Origin of the sequence: Kitasatospora herbaricolor (assembly GCF_030813695.1) — a bacterium.
Classification (GTDB): domain Bacteria; phylum Actinomycetota; class Actinomycetes; order Streptomycetales; family Streptomycetaceae; genus Kitasatospora; species Kitasatospora herbaricolor.
This window is the reverse complement of record NZ_JAUSVA010000002.1, coordinates 3,637,227-3,654,987: the sequence shown is the minus strand read 5'-3', so window position 1 is coordinate 3,654,987 and position 17,761 is coordinate 3,637,227. Positions and strand designations below refer to the sequence as shown.

Annotated in this window: 16 protein-coding genes; 12 read left to right on the top strand and 4 right to left on the bottom strand. The window is 73.2% G+C overall.

Annotated elements, in window-relative coordinates:
• Positions 1-140: 140 nt before the first annotated feature.
• The 7 genes from J2S46_RS16260 to hutI all read left to right on the top strand — a co-directional run bounded on the left by J2S46_RS16260 (position 141) and on the right by hutI (position 7,864).
• Complete coding sequence (locus J2S46_RS16260; RefSeq protein ID WP_073924176.1) at positions 141-1,010, top strand: MurR/RpiR family transcriptional regulator; 870 nt, start codon at positions 141-143, stop codon at positions 1,008-1,010.
• A 271-nt stretch (positions 1,011-1,281) separates the two neighbouring features.
• The gene (locus J2S46_RS16255) at positions 1,282-1,656 is read left to right on the top strand and encodes a hypothetical protein (RefSeq protein WP_073924175.1); all 375 of its coding nucleotides are present in this window, start codon (positions 1,282-1,284) and stop codon (positions 1,654-1,656) included.
• Positions 1,657-1,828: 172 nt separating this feature from the next.
• The gene (locus J2S46_RS16250; protein ID WP_191289762.1) at positions 1,829-2,188 is read left to right on the top strand and encodes an SHOCT domain-containing protein; all 360 of its coding nucleotides are present in this window, start codon (positions 1,829-1,831) and stop codon (positions 2,186-2,188) included.
• 172 nt (positions 2,189-2,360) lie between these two features.
• Positions 2,361-4,034 (top strand): urocanate hydratase, encoded by a 1,674-nt coding sequence (hutU, locus tag J2S46_RS16245; protein ID WP_191289763.1) that lies wholly within the window; start codon positions 2,361-2,363, stop codon positions 4,032-4,034.
• Between the two features lie 20 nt (positions 4,035-4,054).
• Positions 4,055-5,239: an allantoate amidohydrolase gene (locus J2S46_RS16240; RefSeq protein ID WP_191289794.1), complete on the top strand. Its 1,185-nt coding sequence runs from the start codon at positions 4,055-4,057 to the stop codon at positions 5,237-5,239.
• A complete protein-coding gene (locus J2S46_RS16235) occupies positions 5,230-6,579 on the top strand; it encodes a formimidoylglutamate deiminase (RefSeq protein ID WP_191289764.1) in 1,350 nt (449 codons plus the stop codon). The genes J2S46_RS16240 and J2S46_RS16235 overlap by 10 nt, the downstream gene beginning before the upstream one ends.
• Before the next feature lie 73 nt (positions 6,580-6,652).
• Positions 6,653-7,864 (top strand): imidazolonepropionase, encoded by a 1,212-nt coding sequence (hutI, locus tag J2S46_RS16230; RefSeq protein ID WP_191289765.1) that lies wholly within the window; start codon positions 6,653-6,655, stop codon positions 7,862-7,864.
• Positions 7,865-7,949: 85 nt separating this feature from the next.
• On the opposite strand, the gene J2S46_RS16225 is transcribed toward hutI, so the two are convergent.
• Positions 7,950-9,458 (bottom strand): peptide MFS transporter, encoded by a 1,509-nt coding sequence (locus J2S46_RS16225; protein ID WP_191289766.1) that lies wholly within the window; start codon positions 9,456-9,458, stop codon positions 7,950-7,952.
• A gap of 332 nt (positions 9,459-9,790) precedes the next feature.
• On the opposite strand from J2S46_RS16225, the gene J2S46_RS16220 reads away from it, so the two are divergent.
• Together J2S46_RS16220 and J2S46_RS16215 are read left to right on the top strand one after the other, a co-directional pair.
• Positions 9,791-10,465 carry a response regulator transcription factor gene (locus tag J2S46_RS16220; RefSeq protein WP_073924168.1) on the top strand — a complete coding sequence of 225 codons (675 nt, stop codon included), beginning with the start codon at positions 9,791-9,793 and terminating at the stop codon, positions 10,463-10,465.
• Between the two features lie 100 nt (positions 10,466-10,565).
• A complete protein-coding gene (locus J2S46_RS16215) occupies positions 10,566-11,816 on the top strand; it encodes a sensor histidine kinase (protein ID WP_191289767.1) in 1,251 nt (416 codons plus the stop codon).
• Positions 11,817-11,917: 101 nt separating this feature from the next.
• Here J2S46_RS16215 and J2S46_RS16210 read toward each other — a convergent pair whose 3' ends face one another.
• Entirely contained in the window at positions 11,918-12,517 is a 600-nt protein-coding gene (locus J2S46_RS16210) for a GtrA family protein (RefSeq protein WP_191289768.1), read from the bottom strand.
• A gap of 300 nt (positions 12,518-12,817) precedes the next feature.
• Here J2S46_RS16210 and J2S46_RS16205 point away from each other — a divergent pair, with 300 nt between their 5' ends.
• The 3 genes from J2S46_RS16205 to J2S46_RS16195 are packed head-to-tail and all read left to right on the top strand — an operon-like array spanning position 12,818 to position 15,767.
• Complete coding sequence (locus J2S46_RS16205) at positions 12,818-13,909, top strand: 5-(carboxyamino)imidazole ribonucleotide synthase (RefSeq protein WP_229912666.1); 1,092 nt, start codon at positions 12,818-12,820, stop codon at positions 13,907-13,909.
• Entirely contained in the window at positions 13,906-14,439 is a 534-nt protein-coding gene (purE, locus tag J2S46_RS16200) for a 5-(carboxyamino)imidazole ribonucleotide mutase (RefSeq protein WP_073924164.1), read from the top strand. The genes J2S46_RS16205 and purE overlap by 4 nt, the downstream gene beginning before the upstream one ends.
• 23 nt (positions 14,440-14,462) lie before the next feature.
• A complete protein-coding gene (locus tag J2S46_RS16195) occupies positions 14,463-15,767 on the top strand; it encodes a dipeptidase (RefSeq protein ID WP_191289769.1) in 1,305 nt (434 codons plus the stop codon).
• Positions 15,768-15,958: 191 nt separating this feature from the next.
• On the opposite strand, the gene J2S46_RS16190 is transcribed toward J2S46_RS16195, so the two are convergent.
• Together J2S46_RS16190 and J2S46_RS16185 are read right to left on the bottom strand one after the other, a co-directional pair.
• Positions 15,959-16,750: an ABC transporter permease gene (locus J2S46_RS16190; protein WP_307350325.1), complete on the bottom strand. Its 792-nt coding sequence runs from the start codon at positions 16,748-16,750 to the stop codon at positions 15,959-15,961.
• Complete coding sequence (locus J2S46_RS16185; protein WP_307350323.1) at positions 16,747-17,748, bottom strand: ABC transporter ATP-binding protein; 1,002 nt, start codon at positions 17,746-17,748, stop codon at positions 16,747-16,749. The genes J2S46_RS16190 and J2S46_RS16185 overlap by 4 nt, the downstream gene beginning before the upstream one ends.
• Between the last annotated feature and the right edge of the window lie 13 nt (positions 17,749-17,761).

Below are 17,761 nucleotides of genomic sequence, written 5' to 3'. Positions count from 1 at the left end.
GGGCCCGGTTTCGGGGGCGGCTCAGGGAGAAATCAGGGTCACCCCGAGGCCGCGGCCGTCCCGGCGGTCGAGACGTCTTTGCCCACGGGGCGAGACTGCTGCACAGTCGTCCGAACAGCCCGCATCCGGAGGAAAAGCCGATGACCGCCACCGACGACGCCGGCCCCGTCGGCCCCTCCGCCCGGCTGCTCCAGCTCTTCGAGGGCCACCGGCTCACCCCGACCCAGCGCCGGATCGCCCATTCGCTCGTCCGGCACGCCCCCGAGGCGCCGTTCCTCTCCAGCGTCGAGGTCGCCGAACTGGCCGGGGTCAGCCAGCCCTCGGTGACCCGCTTCGCGGTCGCCCTCGGCTACGACGGCTACCCGGCACTGCGCAAGCAGCTGCGCGAGCTGGGCGCCGGGGAGCCGGCCGCGCCGGAGAGCCCGGACGACGCCGTCCGCAACGAGCACCAGCAGGCGGTCCTCGCGGAGATCGCCCACCTGCGCCACCTCGCCGAACTCCTCGCCGACCCCGCTCCGGTCCTGCGGGCCGCCCGGGTGCTGGCCGCCTCGCGGCCGCTGCCGGTGCTCGGGCTGCGCGCAGCCTCGGCCCAGGCCCGCGGCTTCGCCTACTTCGCGGCCAAGGTGCACCCGGACATCCGGCTGATCGACGAGGGCGGCTCGATGCTCGCCGACCGGCTGGAGCAGGCCGCCGCCGCCGGGGCCAGCGCGCTGCTCTGCTTCGCCCTGCCGCGCTACCCGCGCGAACTGATGGACGCTCTGACCGCGGCGCGGGACTGCGGGCTGACCGTCCTCACGGTGGCCGACAGCGCCTTCGCGCCGGTCGCCAAGCTCTCCGACATGCTGCTGCCGGCGGCGGTGGGCACCGGGCTGGTCTTCGACACCGCCTGCGCCCCGATGATGCTGGGCCGGGTGCTGCTCCAGGCCATGTGCGACGAACTGCCCGGCGCGGAGGCCCGGCTGGAGGGCATCGAGCAGTCGGCGACGGCCCGCGGGCTGTTCCTGGAGTGAGCGGCGGGCCCCGTGACGGGTGCGCGTGCGGGAGCGGCCGCGGTGACCGGTGCGCGTGGCGGGGCCCGGAGTCACCGTCACCGGGCGTGCCCGGGGCGGGCGTACGGGCCGGCGGCGGCCGTGCCGGGCACAGTTCGGTGTAGACCGGCCCCGGACCGGCCCCGCCGGGAGTGAGTCCGCCCAAACCCGGGCATCCCCTCCTCAGGCCCTGTTGACGGGGCCACCAGAACGGCGGGGGTCTCCCTCGCCGATGGCTGGGGGAGTGCACGACATGCGTGTGATCCACGAGATGAAGCTGGTCGGCCGGCTCGGTACGGGCGCCGACGAGTGGACCTGCCCCACCTGCGGCCGACGGGTCTCCCTGCGCCGGCTGCCCGAGCCCGAACTCATCGTCCTCGACCCCGGTGACGAGAGCGCCGTCCATGTCGGCGTGATCGAACCCGACGCCGCCTCGGCCGCCGCCGCCGAACGCTACGGCCTGGGCCCGATCCAGGAGATCCCGCGCTCGCCCCGGACCCCGGACCCGGCCGCCGCGGCCGCGCCGGCGGCCCGCCAGGAGCAGCCGGCCCGCCCGGCCCCGCACGCCGACGACCGCCGCTGGCTCGCGGAGATCGGCATCGACTGGGACGGCGAGACGGCCGCGTAGCACCGCCCCGAGGCCGGGCGCCGCCGGGCCGCACCGCCGCCGGCGGCCGCCCGGCCGCCCGGCCGTCGTGGTGCCGCGGCGCCGGCCGCCCTTATGCGCAGCACAGTGCGGCGGGCGCACACTGGACCGTGCGGATATCCACCTGACCCACGGTCTGTGACAGGTGAGCAAGATGAGGCACTACTGGCATGACGGGCACGACACGGCCTGGACGTGGATCGTGCCGGGGATCTTCACACTGCTGTTCGGGCTGGTGCTGATCGGCGCCCTGGTGCTGCTGTGGCGGGCGCTCGCGCACCGCACCGCGGGCCCGGCCGCGGCGCCGCCGCACTGGCAGGGCGCGCCGGCGCCGCCCACGCCCGAGCAGGTGCTCGCGGGCCGGCTGGCGTCCGGCGAGATCGACGTCGAGGAGTACCGGCTGAGGGTGGCCGCCCTGCGGGGCGGGGCCCCGCCGCCGACGCCGCCGCCCGCGCCTCCGCCGTCGCCCCCGCCGCCGCCCCCGTCGCCGCCCTCCGCGGGCCCGCCCGGCTGACCGCGGACCGGGCCCGGCCCGGGGCGTCCGCGCCGCCGGGCCCGCGCCGGGCCGCCGGCTGAAGAGGGCTCTTCACCGCGGATCCCCGTGGATGTCTGGCCGCCACCCGGATGTTTGGATATATTCAGTCTTATCAACCCTGAATGAATCCATCCGCAAGGAGGCCGGCAGCATGGTGCAGCAGCAGACGGGCAGTGGTCCGCGCGAGGTGCGTGCCGCACGCGGGACGGGCCTGACCACCCAGGGGTGGCAGCAGGAGGGCGCCCTGCGGATGCTCATGAACAACCTCGACCCCGAGGTGGCCGAGCACCCGTCCAAGCTGGTCGTCTACGGCGGCACCGGCAAGGCCGCGCGGGACTGGCGCTCGTACGACGCCATGGTGCGCACCCTGCAGACGCTCAAGCAGGACGAGACCATGCTGGTCCAGTCCGGGCGCCCGGTCGGGGTGATGCAGACCCACGAGTGGGCCCCCCGCGTGCTGATCGCCAACTCCAACCTGGTCGGCGACTGGGCCAACTGGGAGGAGTTCCGCCGGCTGGAGAGCCTCGGGCTCACCATGTACGGGCAGATGACGGCCGGCTCCTGGATCTACATCGGCACCCAGGGCATCCTCCAGGGCACCTACGAGACCTTCGCCGCCGTCGCCAACAAGAAGTTCGACGGGACGCTGGCCGGCACCATCACCCTCACCGCCGGGCTCGGCGGCATGGGCGGCGCCCAGCCGCTGGCCGTCACCATGAACGGCGGCGTGGCGATCTGCATCGACTGCGACCCGTCGCGGATCGCGCGCCGGATCGAGCACCGCTACCTGGACGTCGAGGCGACCAGCGTCGCCCACGCGCTGGAGCTCGCCACCGACGCCCGCGACAAGAGGCAGCCGCTCTCGATCGGCCTGCTCGGCAACGCCGCGGACCTCTTCCCGCAGCTGCTCGCGATGGACGCGCCGATCGACATCGTCACCGACCAGACCAGCGCCCACGACCCGCTGAGCTACCTGCCGACCGGGGTCGCCTTCGAGGACATGGCGGACTACGCGGCCGCCAAGCCCGCCGAGTTCACCACCCGCTCGCGCGAGTCGATGGCCCGCCACGTCGAGGCGATGGTCGGCTTCATGGACGCCGGCGCCGAGGTCTTCGACTACGGCAACTCGATCCGCGGCGAGGCCCAGCTGGCCGGCTACGACCGGGCCTTCGCCTTCCCCGGGTTCGTCCCCGCGTACATCCGGCCGCTGTTCTGCGAGGGCAAGGGCCCGTTCCGCTGGGCGGCGCTCTCCGGCGACCCGCAGGACATCGCGAAGACCGACAAGGCCGTGCTCGACCTCTTCCCCGAGAACGAGTCGCTGCACCGCTGGATCAAGATGGCCCAGGAGAAGGTGCACTTCCAGGGCCTGCCGGCGCGGATCTGCTGGCTCGGCTACGGCGAGCGGGACAAGGCCGGCGAGCGGTTCAACGACATGGTGGCGTCCGGCGAGCTCGCCGCGCCGATCGTGATCGGCCGCGACCACCTGGACTGCGGCTCGGTCGCCTCCCCGTACCGCGAGACCGAGGCCATGCTGGACGGCTCGGACGCGATCGCCGACTGGCCGCTGCTCAACGCCATGGTCAACGTGGCCTCGGGCGCGTCCTGGGTCTCCATCCACCACGGCGGCGGCGTCGGCATCGGCCGCTCCATCCACGCGGGCCAGGTCACCGTCGCCGACGGCACCGCGCTGGCCGGCGAGAAGATCCGCCGGGTGCTCACCAACGACCCGGGCATGGGCGTCATCCGGCACGTCGACGCCGGCTACGACCGGGCCGACGAGGTCGGACGCGAGCGCGGGGTCCGTGTCCCCATGAACGAGCTGTGAGCGAGGACTCCTTCCGCCGGATGTGGGCGGAGCTGCTCCCCGTGGGCCGCTCCGCCGCCTCCGGCGGGTACCGCCGGCACGCCTGGGACGGCGCCGACGCCGAGTGCCGGGCGTGGTTCCGCGAGCAGGCCGAGAGCCGCGGCCTGGCCTACGAACTGGACCGCAACGGCAACCAGTGGGCCTGGCTGGGCGACCCGGAGGCCGGCGACGCGGTTGTCACCGGCTCGCACCTGGACTCGGTGCCGGACGGCGGCGCCTACGACGGCCCGCTCGGCGTGGTCTCCTCCTTCGCGGCGGTGGACGAGCTGCGCTCGCGCGGGGCGGAGCTCCGCAGGCCGCTGGCCGTCGTCAACTTCGGGGACGAGGAGGGCGCGCGGTTCGGCGTCGCCTGCATCGGCTCCCGGCTGAGCGCCGGCGTGCTCTCGCGGGAGCAGGCCTTCGAACTGCGCGACGCCCGGGGCACCCGGCTGCCGGACGCGATGGAGAAGGCCGGCTACGACCCGGCCGCGATCGGCGCGGACACCGATCGGCTCGGCCGGGTCGGCGCGTTCGTCGAACTGCACGTCGAGCAGGGCCGCTACCTGACCGAGGACCAGCCGGTCGGCGTGGCCGGCGCGATCTGGCCGCACGGCCGCTGGCGGTTCGACTTCCACGGCGAGGCCAACCACGCCGGCACCACCCGGATCGAGGACCGCCGCGACCCGATGCTCAGCTACGCGAGCACGGTGCTGGCCGCGCGCGAGCGGGCCCGCTCGGCGGGTGCGCTGGCGACCTTCGGCAAGGTCGCGGTCGAGCCGAACGGCACCAACGCGATCGCCTCCCTGGTCCGGGGCTGGCTGGACTCCCGGGCGGCCGACGAGGCCACCCTGCAGCGGGTGGTCGAGGAGATCACGGCGGCGGCCGTCGAGCACGGCGGGCGGGACGGCGTCCGGGTCGAGCTGACCCGGGAGTCGTTCACCCCGGTCGTCGAGTTCGACCAGGCGCTGCGCGACCGCCTGGCCCGCACCCTCGGCGGGGTGCCGGTACTGCCGACCGGCGCGGGACACGACGCCGGAATCCTGGCATCGGCCGTGCCGACCGCCATGCTGTTCGTACGTAACCCCACGGGCGTCTCGCACTCCCCGGCCGAGCACGCCGAGGAGGCCGACTGCCTCGCCGGGGTGGCCGCGCTGGCACACGTACTGGAGGACCTGGCGTGTCGGTAACCTTCTGGGCGCAGTACGCCTGGCTCCCGCACGTCAACGGCCCGGTGGTCGAGCGGGACGTGCTGATCAGCACCGTCGACGGCGGCCGGATCGCCAAGGTCACCCCGGACAGCGGGCCCTGCCCGTCCGGGGCCGTCCGGCTGGAGGGGCTGCTGGTGCCCGGCCAGGCGAACGCCCACTCGCACGCCTTCCACCGGGCGCTGCGCGGCACCGTCCAGGTCGGCTCCGGCACCTTCTGGACCTGGCGCGACACCATGTACAAGTTCGCCTGCGCGCTCGACCCGGACAGCTACCTGGCGCTCGCCACCGCCGTCTACGCCGAGATGGCGCTGGCCGGGATCACCGCGGTGGGGGAGTTCCACTACCTCCACCACGCGCCCGGCGGCGACCGCTACGACGACCCCAACGCGATGGGCGAGGCGCTGATCGAGGCGGCCGCCCGGGCCGGCATCCGGATCACCCTGCTGGACACCTGCTACCTGGCCTCCGGCTTCGGCACCGAGCCGACCAAGCCGCAGCTGCGGTTCAGCGACGGTGACGCGGACGCCTGGGCCGCCCGCGCGCAGGCGCTGAAGCCGCGCGAGCACGCCAGGATCGGCGCGGCGGTGCACTCGGTGCGGGCGGTGCCGGCCGACCAGCTGGGCACCATCGCGCACTGGGCGTCGATGCGCCGGGCGCCGCTGCACGTCCACCTCTCCGAGCAGACCGCCGAGAACGACGCCTGCCTCACCGCGCACGGCGTCACCCCGACCCGGCTGCTCGCCGACCACGGCGTGCTCGGCCCGCGCACCTCGGCGGTCCACGCGACCCACCTGACGGACGAGGACATCCGGCTGCTGGCGGACTCCTCCACCACCATCTGCATGTGCCCGACCACCGAACGGGACCTCGCGGACGGCATCGGCCCGGCCCGCCGGCTCGCCTCGGCCGGCTGCCCGGTCAGCCTGGGCAGCGACAGCCACGCGGTGATCGACCCGTTCGAGGAGGCCCGCGCGCTGGAGCTGAACGAGCGGTTGCGCACCCGGACCAGGGGCCACTGGACGGCCAACGCGCTGCTCCGGGCCGGCAGCGAGGACGGTCACGCCTCGCTCGGCTGGCCGGAGGCCGGCCGGATCGAGGTGGGCGCCCTCGCCGACTTCACCGTCCTCGCGCTCGACTCGGTCCGCACCGCGGGCCCGCCGGCCCGGCTCGGCGCCGAGACGGCGGTCTTCGCCGCCTCGGCCGCCGACGTCCGGCACGTGGTGGTCGGCGGGCGGCAGATCGTCCGGGACGGCGTGCACCAGCTGGTGCCGGACGTCCCGGCGGCGCTGCGCGACTCGATCGCCGCGCTGAGCTCCTGAAGACGCCCCGGGGCCGGGGGCGGGGGCCGACCCCGCCGCCCGCCCCCGGGGCCACCACCTCGAAAGGGCTCCTGTGAGCACCCAGAGCACCTCGACCGCACCGGGCTCCCCGGCGGCGCCGAGCACCCTGATCACCGGCATCGGCAGCCTGGTCACCAACGACACCGCGCACGGGACGGGCCCGCTCGGGCTGCTCACCGACGCGGCCGTGGTGATCGACGCGGGCACCGTCGTCTGGGCCGGCCCGGCCGGCGCGGCGCCGGCCGCGGACGAGCGGTTCGACGCGGGCGGCCGCGCCCTGCTGCCCGGCTTCGTCGACTCGCACGCGCACCTGGTCTTCGCCGGCGACCGGACCGCCGAGTTCAACGCCCGGATGTCCGGGCAGGCCTATTCGGCGGGCGGCATCCGCACCACCGTCGCCGCGACCCGCGCGGCCACCGACGCCGAGCTGGACGCCAACCTGGCCCGCTTCGTCCGCGAGGCGCTGCGCCAGGGCACCACCACGATCGAGTGCAAGTCCGGCTACGGCCTGACCGTCGAGGACGAGGCCCGGGCACTGCGGATCGCGGCCGGGCACACCCCGGAGACCACCTACCTCGGCGCGCACGTGGTCGCGCCGGAGTTCGCGCAGGACCCGGCCGGCTACGTGGACCTGGTCACCGGGGAGATGCTGGACGCCTGCGCCCCGTACGCCCGCTGGGTGGACGTGTTCTGCGAGAAGGGCGCCTTCGACGGGGACCAGGCCCGGGCCGTCCTGACGGCCGGCGTGGCGCGTGGCCTGACCCCCCGGGTGCACGCGAACCAGCTGTCGTACGGCCCCGGCGTGCAGCTCGCGGTGGAGCTGGGCGCTGCCTCCGCCGACCACTGCACCCACCTGACCGACGAGGACGTGGCCGCGCTGGCCGGCTCGGCGACGGTGGCCACGCTGCTGCCCGGCGCTGAGTTCTCCACCCGCGCCGCCTACCCGGACGCCCGCCGGCTGCTGGCCGCCGGCGCCACCGTCGCGCTCTCCACGGACTGCAACCCGGGCTCCAGCTTCACCAGCTCGATGGCCTTCTGCGTCGCCGTCGCCGTCCGTGAGATGGGGATGACCCCGGACGAGGCCGTGCACGCGGCGACGGCCGGCGGCGCCCGGGCGCTGCGCCGCTCGGACGTCGGCCTGATCGCCCCGGGCGCCCGGGCCGACCTGCTGCTGCTGGACGCGCCCTCGCACGTCCACCTGGCCTACCGGCCGGGGGTGCCGCTGACGGCCGCCGTCTGGCGGGCCGGGGTGCGCGAGCTATGACCCGCGGCGCACCGCCGCGGTACGCGGGAGGGCCGGTACGGACGGATCCGTACCGGCCCTCACGCGTGGGTGCGTGCACGTGCCGTCAGTGCACGTCGCCCATCATCCGGACCACGTTCTTGCGGTACATCGTGAGCGCGATGCCCGCGATCACCGCGAGCACGCCCTGCGAGGCGAAGTACCAGGTGGAGCCGGTCGCGTCGCCGACCAGCAGCTGCATGATGGCGGCCATGCAGTCGCCCGCGGTGACGGCGAGGAACCACAGGCCCATCATCTGGCTGCCGTACTTGGCGGGGGCCAGCTTGGTGGTGACGGACAGGCCGACGGGGGAGAGCGTCAGCTCGCCGACGGTCTGGATCAGGTAGACCATCGCCAGCCAGAGCGGCGAGACCTTGGCGCCGCCGGCGGCCGCGCCCATGGCCAGCATCATGACCAGGAAGGACGCGCCGATCAGCAGCAGGCCGAAGGCGAACTTCATGGTGGTGCTGGGGTTCTTCCCGCGGCGCGAGAGCCAGACCCAGAGCCAGGCGAAGACCGGGGCCAGCGCCATGATGTAGAGCGGGTTGAGCGACTGGAACCAGCTGGACGGGAAGTCGAAGCCGAACAGCGTGGAGGCGGTCGAGTCGGTCGCGAAGATGTTGAGCGTCGAGCCGGACTGGTCGTAGATCATCCAGAACACGGCGGCGGCCACGAAGAACCAGATGAAGCCCTTCATCTTGGACTGCTCGGCCTCGTCGAGGTCCTTGTCCCGCTTGATCCGGGCGAAGTAGAGCACCGGGACGGCGATGCCCGCGATCGACAGCGGCCAGATCACCCAGTCGACCGACATCCGGCCGGACAGCGTGACGACGCCGAAGAACACCACGGCCAGGGCCGCCCAGAGCGCCGCCTTGCGGAACACGGCGGTCTTCTCGGCGGGCGTGATGGGCGAGGCCACCACGTCGCTGCGGGCGCTCAGGTGGCGGGTGCCCAGCAGGTACTGGCCCAGGCCGAGCGCCATGCCGACGCCGGCCAGCGCGAAGCCGAAGTGCCAGCCGATGTTCTGGCCGACGGTGCCGATCACCAGCGGGGCCAGGAAGGCGCCGAGGTTGATGCCCATGTAGAAGATGGTGAAGCCGCCGTCACGACGCGGGTCGTTCGGCCCGTCGTACAGGTGGCCGACCATCGTCGAGATGTTGGCCTTCAGCAGGCCGGAACCGACGGCGATGAGGGCCAGGCCGGCGAAGAAGGACGCGGTGGACGGCACGGCCAGCAGGAAGTGGCCGACCATGATGATGCCGCCGCCGACGGCCACCGTCCTGCGGGCGCCCCAGAAGCGGTCGGCGAGCCAGCCGCCGGGCAGGGCGAGCAGGTAGAGCATCGCGTTGTAGACGCTGTAGATCGCGGCGCCGACGGCGGCGGTGTACCCGAGCCCGCCCTCGGAGGTGCCCGCGACCAGGTAGAGCACCAGCAGGGCGCGCATTCCGTAGAAGCTGAAGCGTTCCCACATCTCGGTCATGAAGAGGGTGGCAAGGCCTCGGGGGTGGCCGAGGAAGGTCTTGCCGCCGGGGGACGTCGGGCGCTGTACGCCGACGTCCAGGGTCGATGACGCCATGAGTAGAGGTTCCTTGCTGCGGGGGACCCGTCCGCCGAGGGTGGTGGACTGGACGGGGACCAAACCACTGTACGTGTGCGTTTTTGGCGACATCGGCTGACAAATCACACCGGAAAGGTATGGAGAAGGCAAAGTCCCCCACCGCTTCGCCTCGTCTATCGATGGTAAACGCGAGAATCTTCCTTGGAAATCAAGATCAAATAGTAAAATGTTCGATGAAGGGCCGAAGGGTGCCGTCAAGCCCGATCATGCGCGGACTCCGGGAGATGATCACTCTCTGTGAAACACCTCACAGGGTCAACGCGGAGTGCCGGGCGGACTACGATCGCCCCATGACCTGTGTGCTTCTCGCCGAGGACGATCCGGCGATCTCCGAACCGCTGGCCCGGGCCCTGCGACGCGAGGGCTACGAGGTGCTCGTCCGCGAGGACGGCCCCGCCGCGCTGGCCGCCGGCCTCACCGAGGAGGTCGATCTCGTCGTCCTGGACCTGGGCCTGCCGGAGATGGACGGCCTGGAGGTCTGCCGCCGGCTGCGCGCCGACGGCAAGAGCTGCCCCGTGCTGGTGCTCACCGCGCGCGCCGACGAGGTGGACACCGTGGTCGGCCTGGACGCCGGCGCGGACGACTACGTCACCAAGCCGTTCCGGCTCGCCGAGCTGCTGGCCCGGGTACGGGCCCTGCTGCGCCGCGGCAACGTCGACCAGCTGACCACCGGCGCGCACGGCGTCAAGATCGACATCGAGTCGCACCGGGCCTGGCTCGGCGAGGAGGAGCTGACCCTCTCCGCCAAGGAGTTCGAGCTGCTGCGGGTGCTGGTCCGGGACGCCGGCCGGGTGGTCACCCGCGAGGAGATCATGCGCCAGGTCTGGGACACCACCTGGTGGACCTCCACCAAGACCCTCGACATGCACATCTCCTGGCTGCGCAAGAAGCTGGGCGACGACGCGGCCAACCCCCGCTACATCGCGACCGTCCGCGGCGTGGGCTTCCGGTTCGAGAAGAACTGACCGCCCGCCGGGGCCCGGCGCCGGGCCCCCGCCCCGCAGGACGGGGACGACCGAGTACGAGCCCGGGCCGGCCGGCCCGGACCACCCCAGGAGCAGCAGCGTGAAACGCCGGATGATCAACTCGCTGCTGGGCGTGGTCCTGGTGGTGGTCGTGGTGTTCTGCGTCCCGCTCGCACTGGTCGAGAAGCGCACCATCGTCAACTCCGCCCAGGACCGGGTGGAGGCGACGGCGGCCCGGGTGCTGGCCCTGGTCGAGGACCGGCTGGCGGCGGGGGAGCCGGTCTCCGGCGACAAGTTCGCCAACCAGGTCACCGACGGCAGCTACGTCGAGGTGGACATCCCCGGCCAGGCGGTGGTCTCCACCGGCACCCGCCCGGCCGGGGACCACGTCCTCAAGGCCGTCGACAAGGGGGCCAGTGGCGAGACGGTGATCGTCGAACAGTCCCGCGCCGACGTCGACCACGAGATCGCCAACATGCTGCTGCTGCTCGGCGTGGTCGCCCTGCTGGCCGTCCAGGCGGCCGTCGCCCTCGCCGTCTGGCAGGCCAAGCGCCTGGCCCGGCCGCTCACCGACCTCGCCGAGACCGCCGAGCGGCTCGGCTCGGGCGACCCCCGCCCCCGCGACCGCCGCTACGGCGTGCCCGAGCTGGACCGGGTGGCCGAGGTGCTCGACCTCAGCGCGGAGCGGATCGCCCGGATGCTCACCGCGGAACGCCGGCTCGCCGCCGACGCCTCCCACCAGCTGCGCACCCCCCTCACCGCGCTCTCGATGCGGCTGGAGGAGATCACCGCCGTCGCGGAGGACCCGGAGACCGTCAAGGAGGAGGCGACCATCGCCCTCCAGCAGGTCGAGCGGCTCACCGACGTCGTGCAGCGGCTGCTGACCAACCAGCGCGACCCGCGCAGCCCGGCCGCGGTCTCCTTCGACCTGGACGAGGTGATCAAGCAGCAGGTCGAGGAGTGGGCGCCCTCCCTGCGCGGCACCGGCCGGCTCCTGGAGATTGACGGCCTGCGCGGGGTCGCGGCGGTCGGCACGCCGGGCACGGTCGCCCAGGTGCTCGCCACGCTGATCGAGAACTCGCTGATGCACGGCGCGGGCACGATCACCCTGCGGGTCCGGCCGTCCGGCACCACGATCGTGGTGGAGGTCCAGGACGAGGGACCCGGTGTCCCGCCGGAGCTCGGCAACCGGGTCTTCGAGCGCGCGGTCAGCGGCCGCAACTCCACCGGCATCGGCCTGGCCGTGGCCCGGGACCTCGCCGAGGCGGACGGCGGCCGGCTGGAGCTGCTCTCGCTGCGGCCGCCGGTGTTCGCGCTCTTCCTCGGGCGCAGTCACAAGGAGGACGCCTAGGGCTGTCGGAGACAGCCCGGGCGGATCCGGGTGCAGGCCGGGTCAGACCCGGCCCGCTGCGCGCGGACACCGGACCGCAGGTGCTCCTGGTGCCGGGCCGCTCAGCGCGCCGCGAGCCGCTCGGCGGGGGCGGGGGCGGGGGCGGGGGCGGGTACGGGACCGGCGGCGACCGGGCCGGCCTGGCCCTCGGCGCCCAGGTCACCGGGTTCGCCGAGCTGCGGGCGCGGCAGCGCCACCTCCTCGGGCTTCGGGATCTCGGGGATCGCCTTGAAGACCCAGGTGCGGTACGAGAAGAACCGGAACAGCGTGCCGAGGCCCGTACCGACGACCTTCGACAGGTTGAAGGCGAGAATGCCGGTCAGGCCGAGGGTGTACCTGGTGAACCAGCCGGTGCCGACCTCGATGGACATGCCGATGCCGCTGAAGATGAGGAACAGGGTGATCTCGCGGCGGCGCGAGGCCGCGTCGCTGTCGCGGTAGACCCAGTAGCGGTAGCCGAGGTAGTTGGTGGCGATGGCGACGGCGATGCCGATGGCCGAGCAGCGCACGGGCGCCCAGCCGGTGAGGTGCAGCACGGCGTTGGAGACGCCGAAGTTCACGACGACGCCGACCAGTCCGACGATGCCGAACTTGACCACTTCACCTGAGATGCCGCTCAGCCGTTGGCTGAGGGAAGGTCGCGAGGGGGCGGTCGTCGTCATACCCGGCTGTCTCCTGTGCCTGCGGACGAGAGGTACCTGCGCGGTCGCGCAGCACTCCGTGAACCCACCGCACACATGATCCGATCAGCGTGCTCCGGGACCCAGCGATCCAGGCTACTCGCTTCAGCCATGTGGCTCAGCAGGGCCTCGGCCGGGGAACGCCCGGCCGCCCGGCCGCCGGGGCCCGCGGGAGACCTGTCCATCGGTCCTCACCGGCCCGGATATCCTTGCAGGGTGACTTTCCCGGGCAAGGCGAATTTTCCAGTGGTGGGCGTGATCGGCGGCGGGCAGCTGGCCCGCATGATGCACCAGGCGGGCATCCCGCTCGGTGTGCGCTTCAAACTTCTCGCCGACACCCCTCAGGACTCGGCCGCGCAGGTGGTCTCCGACGTCGTCCTCGGTGACTACCGCGACCTCGACACCCTGCGCCGCTTCGCGGCCGACTGCGACGTGGTCACCTTCGACCACGAGCACGTCCCGACCGAGCACCTGCGGGCGCTGCAGGCCGACGGCATCGCCGTGCGGCCCGGCCCCGACGCGCTGGTGAACGCCCAGGACAAGGGCGTCATGCGGGCCAAGCTCGACTCCATCGGCGCGCCCTGCCCCCGCCACCGCCTGGTCGCCGACCCGGCCGACGTGACCGCCTTCGCGAACGAGGGCGCCGGCTACCCCGTCGTCCTGAAGACCGTCCGCGGCGGCTACGACGGCAAGGGCGTCTGGGTCGTCGACGACGAGGAGCAGGCGCACGCGCCGTTCCTGGCCGGCGTTCCGGTGCTGGCCGAGGAGAAGGTCGACTTCCTGCGCGAGCTGGCCGCGAGCGTGGTGCGCTCGCCCAGCGGCCAGGCCGTCGCCTACCCGGTGGTGGAGAGCGTCCAGGAGAACGGCGTCTGCGCCGAGGTCACCGCGCCCGCCCCGGACCTCGACCCTGCGATGGCCGCCGAGGCCCAGGCGCTCGCCCTGCGGATCGCCGGCGACCTGGACATCACCGGCCACCTCGCGGTGGAGCTGTTCCAGACCCGCGACGGCCGGATCCTGGTCAACGAGCTGGCGATGCGCCCGCACAACTCCGGCCACTGGACCCAGGACGGCTCGGTCACCTCGCAGTTCGAGAACCACCTGCGGGCCGTCCTCGACCTGCCGCTCGGCGACCCCCGCCCGCGCGCCCGGTGGACCGTCATGGTGAACGTCCTCGGCGGCGACTACCCGGACATGTACCACGCCTTCCTGCACTGCATGGCCCGCGACCCCGGGCTGCGGATCCACATGTACGGGAAGGACGTGAAGCCCGGCCGCAAGGTCGGCCACGTCAACGTCTTCGGGGACGACCTCGACGACGTCCGCGAGCGCGCCCGCCACGCGGCCGCCTACCTGCGAGGAACGATCACCGAATGAGCAACCCCGCTGCTCCCGTCGTCGGCATCGTCATGGGCTCGGACTCCGACTGGCCCGTCATGGAGGCCGCCGCCCAGGCGCTCGACGAGTTCGAGATCCCGTACGAGGTGGACGTCGTCTCCGCGCACCGGATGCCGCGCGAGATGGTCGCCTACGGGGAGAACGCCCACACCCGCGGCCTGAAGGCGATCATCGCGGGCGCCGGCGGCGCCGCCCACCTGCCGGGCATGCTCGCCTCGGTCACCCCGCTGCCGGTGATCGGCGTCCCGGTGCCGCTGCGCTACCTGGACGGCATGGACAGCCTGCTGTCGATCGTGCAGATGCCCGCCGGCGTGCCGGTGGCGACCGTCTCGGTCGCGGGCGCCCGCAACGCCGGCCTGCTGGCCGTCCGCATCCTGGCCGCGTTCGACCCCGAGCTGACCGAGCGGATGACCGACTTCCAGGCCGAGTTGAACAGCCAGGCCACCGAGAAGGGCAAGAAGCTGCGCGCCAAGGTGGCGGGCTCCACCGCCTTCGGTTTCGGGAAGTAGCTCTTCGGGATACAAGAGGTCATATGACTTCTGAGCAGATCCCTGGGCAGGCCGACGGGCAGAACGACGGACCGGCGCCGGCCGGCGGCCGGGCTCCGACGCCCGGCACCGCCCCGGCGGGCCCGCCCGCCCCGGAGCTGGTCGAGCAGGCCAGGGCGCTGCTCCGCGAGACCCCGGTGGTGGACGGTCACAACGACCTCCCCTGGGCGATGCGGGCCCAGGCCGGCTACGACCTGGACGCCATCGACCTGGCCGCCGACCAGCGCGTCCGGCTGCACACCGACCTCGCCCGCCTCGCCGCGGGCGGGGTCGGCGCCCAGTTCTGGTCCGTCTACGTCCGCTCCGACCTGGCCGGCGACCACGCCGTCAGCGCCACCCTGGAGCAGATCGACTTCGTCCGGGCGCTCACCGACCGCTACCCGGACCGGCTGCGGCTCGCCCTCACCGCCGACGACATGGAGACGGCCCGCGCGGAGGGCCGGATCGCCTCGCTGATGGGCGCCGAGGGCGGCCACAGCATCGACTGCTCGCTGGCCACCCTGCGCGCCCTGCACCAACTGGGCGTGCGCTACCTGACGCTCACCCACAACGACAACCTGCCGTGGGCCGACTCCGCCACCGACAAGCCGGTGGCCGGCGGACTCACCCGCTTCGGCGAGGAGGTCGTCCGCGAGATGAACCGCCTCGGCATGCTGGTCGACCTCTCGCACGTCTCGGCCGACACCATGCGGGACGCCCTGCGGGTGAGCGAGGCGCCGGTGATCTTCTCGCACTCCTCCGCCCGCGCGGTCTGCGACCACCCGCGCAACGTCCCCGACGACGTGCTCGCCCAGCTGCCCGGCAACGGCGGCCTGGCGATGGCCACCTTCGTCCCCAAGTTCATCCTGCCCGCCGCCATCGAGTGGACCCTCGCCGCCGACGAGAACATGCGCGCCCACGGGTTCCACCCGCTGGAGACCACCCCGGCCGCGATGGACCGCCAGCGCGCCTTCGAGGCGGCCAGCCCCCGCCCGGTCGCCACCCCCGCCACCGTCGCCGACCACCTGGACCACATGCGCGAGGTGGCCGGCATCGACCACATCGGCATCGGCGGCGACTTCGACGGCACCGCGTTCGTCCCGGCCGGCCTGGACGACGTCGCCGGCTACCCGAACCTGATCGCCGAGCTGCTCCACCGGAGCTGGTCGGCGGCCGACCTCGCCAAGCTCACCTGGCACAACGCCGTCCGCGTCCTGCGCGACGCCGAGGACGTCGCCCGCGGGCTGCGGCGCACCCGCCGGCCGTCCATCGCCACCATCGAGCAGCTCGACGGGCGCGCGGCGGCCTGAGGGCGGCGCGGCGGGTCGTACCGCCGTTGCGGCTCCGCCCGGGCCGCTGCCCCGGAGTGCGTCCCCGTCCCCGGACAGCCGTCCGCCCCGGGCCGGCGCGGGCCGACGTGGTGTCGGGGTGCGCCGTCCTGGGGCGGGGTCGGGTGGGGTGCGGTGTGGGGGAGCGGGAGAGGCCCGCGTCGTCACCGTGGTTACTTGGGGTCGCGGTTGAAGGTGGTGGTGGACCAGCGGTAGCCGAGGGCGGTGAGGGTGAGGGACCAGGCGATGGTGAGCCAGCCGTTGTTGCCGATGGGGGTGCCCAGGAGCAGGCCGCGGAGGGTTTCGATGGCGGGGGTGAAGGGCTGGTACTGGGCGATGGGTTGGAACCAGCCGGGCATGGAGTGCAGGGGGGTGAAGGCGCTGGAGATGAGGGGCAGCAGGATCAGGGGCATGGCGCTGTTGCTTGCGGCTTCGGCGTTGGGGCTGGCGAGGCCCATGCCGACGGCGATCCAGGTGAGGGCGGTGGCGAAGAGGATGATCAGGGCGAGGGCGGCGAGCCATTCCGGGGCGGTGGCGTGGGTGGGGCGGAAGCCGATGGCGAGGGCGACGGCGCCGACGAGGACGACGCCGGTGACGGACTGCAGGACGCTGCCGGTGACGTGTCCGATCAGGACGGAGGGGCGGTGGATGGCCATGGTGCGGAAGCCGGCGATGATGCCCTCGTTCATGTCGGTGGCGACGGAGACGGCTGCGCCGATGACGCTGCTGCCGATGGTCATGAGCAGGATGCCGGGGACGACGTAGGCGATGTAGGCGGAGCGGCCGCCGCCGCCGGGGCCCAGGCCCGCGCTCATGGTGTTGCCGAAGATGTAGACGAAGAGCAGGAGCAGCATCACGGGGGTGAGCAGCAGGTTGAGGGTGAGGGAGGGGTAGCGGCGGGCGTGCAGGAGGTTGCGGCGCAGCATGGTGCGGGAGTCGCGGACGGCGAGGGTGAGGGTGCTCATCGGGCGTTCTCCTGGGTCTGGTTGTCGCGGCCGGCCTGGCCGGGGACGGTGGGCTTGGGGGTGTTGGGGGTGTTGGGGGTGGTGTCGGTGAGGGCGAGGAAGACGTCGTCGAGGTCGGGGGTGTGGACGGTGAGTTCGTCGGCCTCGACGGCGGCGGTGTCGAGGTGGTCGAGGAGGGTGCGCAGGTGGCGTTGGCTGCCGTCGCCGGGGTTTCGCAGGGTCAGGGCGTCGTCGTCGCGGGCGGCGTCGGGCAGGGCGAGGGTGGCGCGCCGGTAGGTGTCGGGGTCGGTGAAGCGCAGGCGGACGTGGCCGCCGGGGATCTGGCGCTTGAGTTGGTCGGCGGTGCCTTCGGCGGCGATCTTTCCGTTGTTGAGGACGGCGATGCGGTCGGCGAGCTGGTCGGCCTCTTCCAGGTACTGGGTGGTGAGCAGGACGGTGGTGCCGGCGGCGACGAGGTCGCGGATGATCTGCCACATGGTGTGGCGGCTGCGGGGGTCGAGGCCGGTGGTGGGCTCGTCCAGGAAGATGATCCGCGGGTTGCCGACCAGGGTCATGGCGATGTCCAGGCGGCGTTTCATGCCGCCGGAGTAGGTGGAGGCGGGCTTCTTCGCGGCGTCGGTGAGGTCGAAGCGCTCCAGGAGGTCGGCTGCGGTCCGGCGTCCTTCGGTCTTGGTGAGGTGGTGCAGGTCGGCCATCAGGAGCATGTTCTCCTCGCCGGTGATGAGGCCGTCGACGGCGGAGAACTGGCCGGTGACGCCGATGGTGGCGCGTACCGCCTGGGGGTGGGTGGTGAGGTCGTGGCCGCCGACGTGGGCCTGGCCGCCGTCGGCGGTGATGAGGGTGGAGAGGATGTTGACGGTGGTGGTCTTGCCGGCGCCGTTGGGGCCGAGCAGGGCGAGGACGGTGCCGCGGGGGACGGTGAGGTCGATGCCGTCCAGGACGGTCTTGTCGCCGTAGGACTTGCGCAGCCCGTTCGCCGCGATGGCCAGGTTGGTCATGAGAAGTCGCTCC

Bases quoted from the DNA above. Each gene is read 5' to 3' on its own strand.
- J2S46_RS16225 (WP_191289766.1), bottom strand. From the start codon at position 9,458: ATGGCGTCATCGACCCTGGACGTCGGCGTACAGCGCCCGACGTCCCCC.
- J2S46_RS16255 (WP_073924175.1), top strand. From the start codon at position 1,282: ATGCGTGTGATCCACGAGATGAAGCTGGTCGGCCGGCTCGGTACGGGC.
- hutU (WP_191289763.1), top strand. From the start codon at position 2,361: ATGGTGCAGCAGCAGACGGGCAGTGGTCCGCGCGAGGTGCGTGCCGCA.
- J2S46_RS16240 (WP_191289794.1), top strand. From the start codon at position 4,055: ATGTGGGCGGAGCTGCTCCCCGTGGGCCGCTCCGCCGCCTCCGGCGGG.
- J2S46_RS16220 (WP_073924168.1), top strand. From the start codon at position 9,791: ATGACCTGTGTGCTTCTCGCCGAGGACGATCCGGCGATCTCCGAACCG.
- J2S46_RS16205 (WP_229912666.1), top strand. From the start codon at position 12,818: ATGATGCACCAGGCGGGCATCCCGCTCGGTGTGCGCTTCAAACTTCTC.
- J2S46_RS16260 (WP_073924176.1), top strand. From the start codon at position 141: ATGACCGCCACCGACGACGCCGGCCCCGTCGGCCCCTCCGCCCGGCTG.
- J2S46_RS16195 (WP_191289769.1), top strand. From the start codon at position 14,463: ATGACTTCTGAGCAGATCCCTGGGCAGGCCGACGGGCAGAACGACGGA.
- J2S46_RS16250 (WP_191289762.1), top strand. From the start codon at position 1,829: ATGAGGCACTACTGGCATGACGGGCACGACACGGCCTGGACGTGGATC.
- J2S46_RS16185 (WP_307350323.1), bottom strand. From the start codon at position 17,748: ATGACCAACCTGGCCATCGCGGCGAACGGGCTGCGCAAGTCCTACGGC.
- J2S46_RS16190 (WP_307350325.1), bottom strand. From the start codon at position 16,750: ATGAGCACCCTCACCCTCGCCGTCCGCGACTCCCGCACCATGCTGCGC.
- J2S46_RS16210 (WP_191289768.1), bottom strand. From the start codon at position 12,517: ATGACGACGACCGCCCCCTCGCGACCTTCCCTCAGCCAACGGCTGAGC.
- purE (WP_073924164.1), top strand. From the start codon at position 13,906: ATGAGCAACCCCGCTGCTCCCGTCGTCGGCATCGTCATGGGCTCGGAC.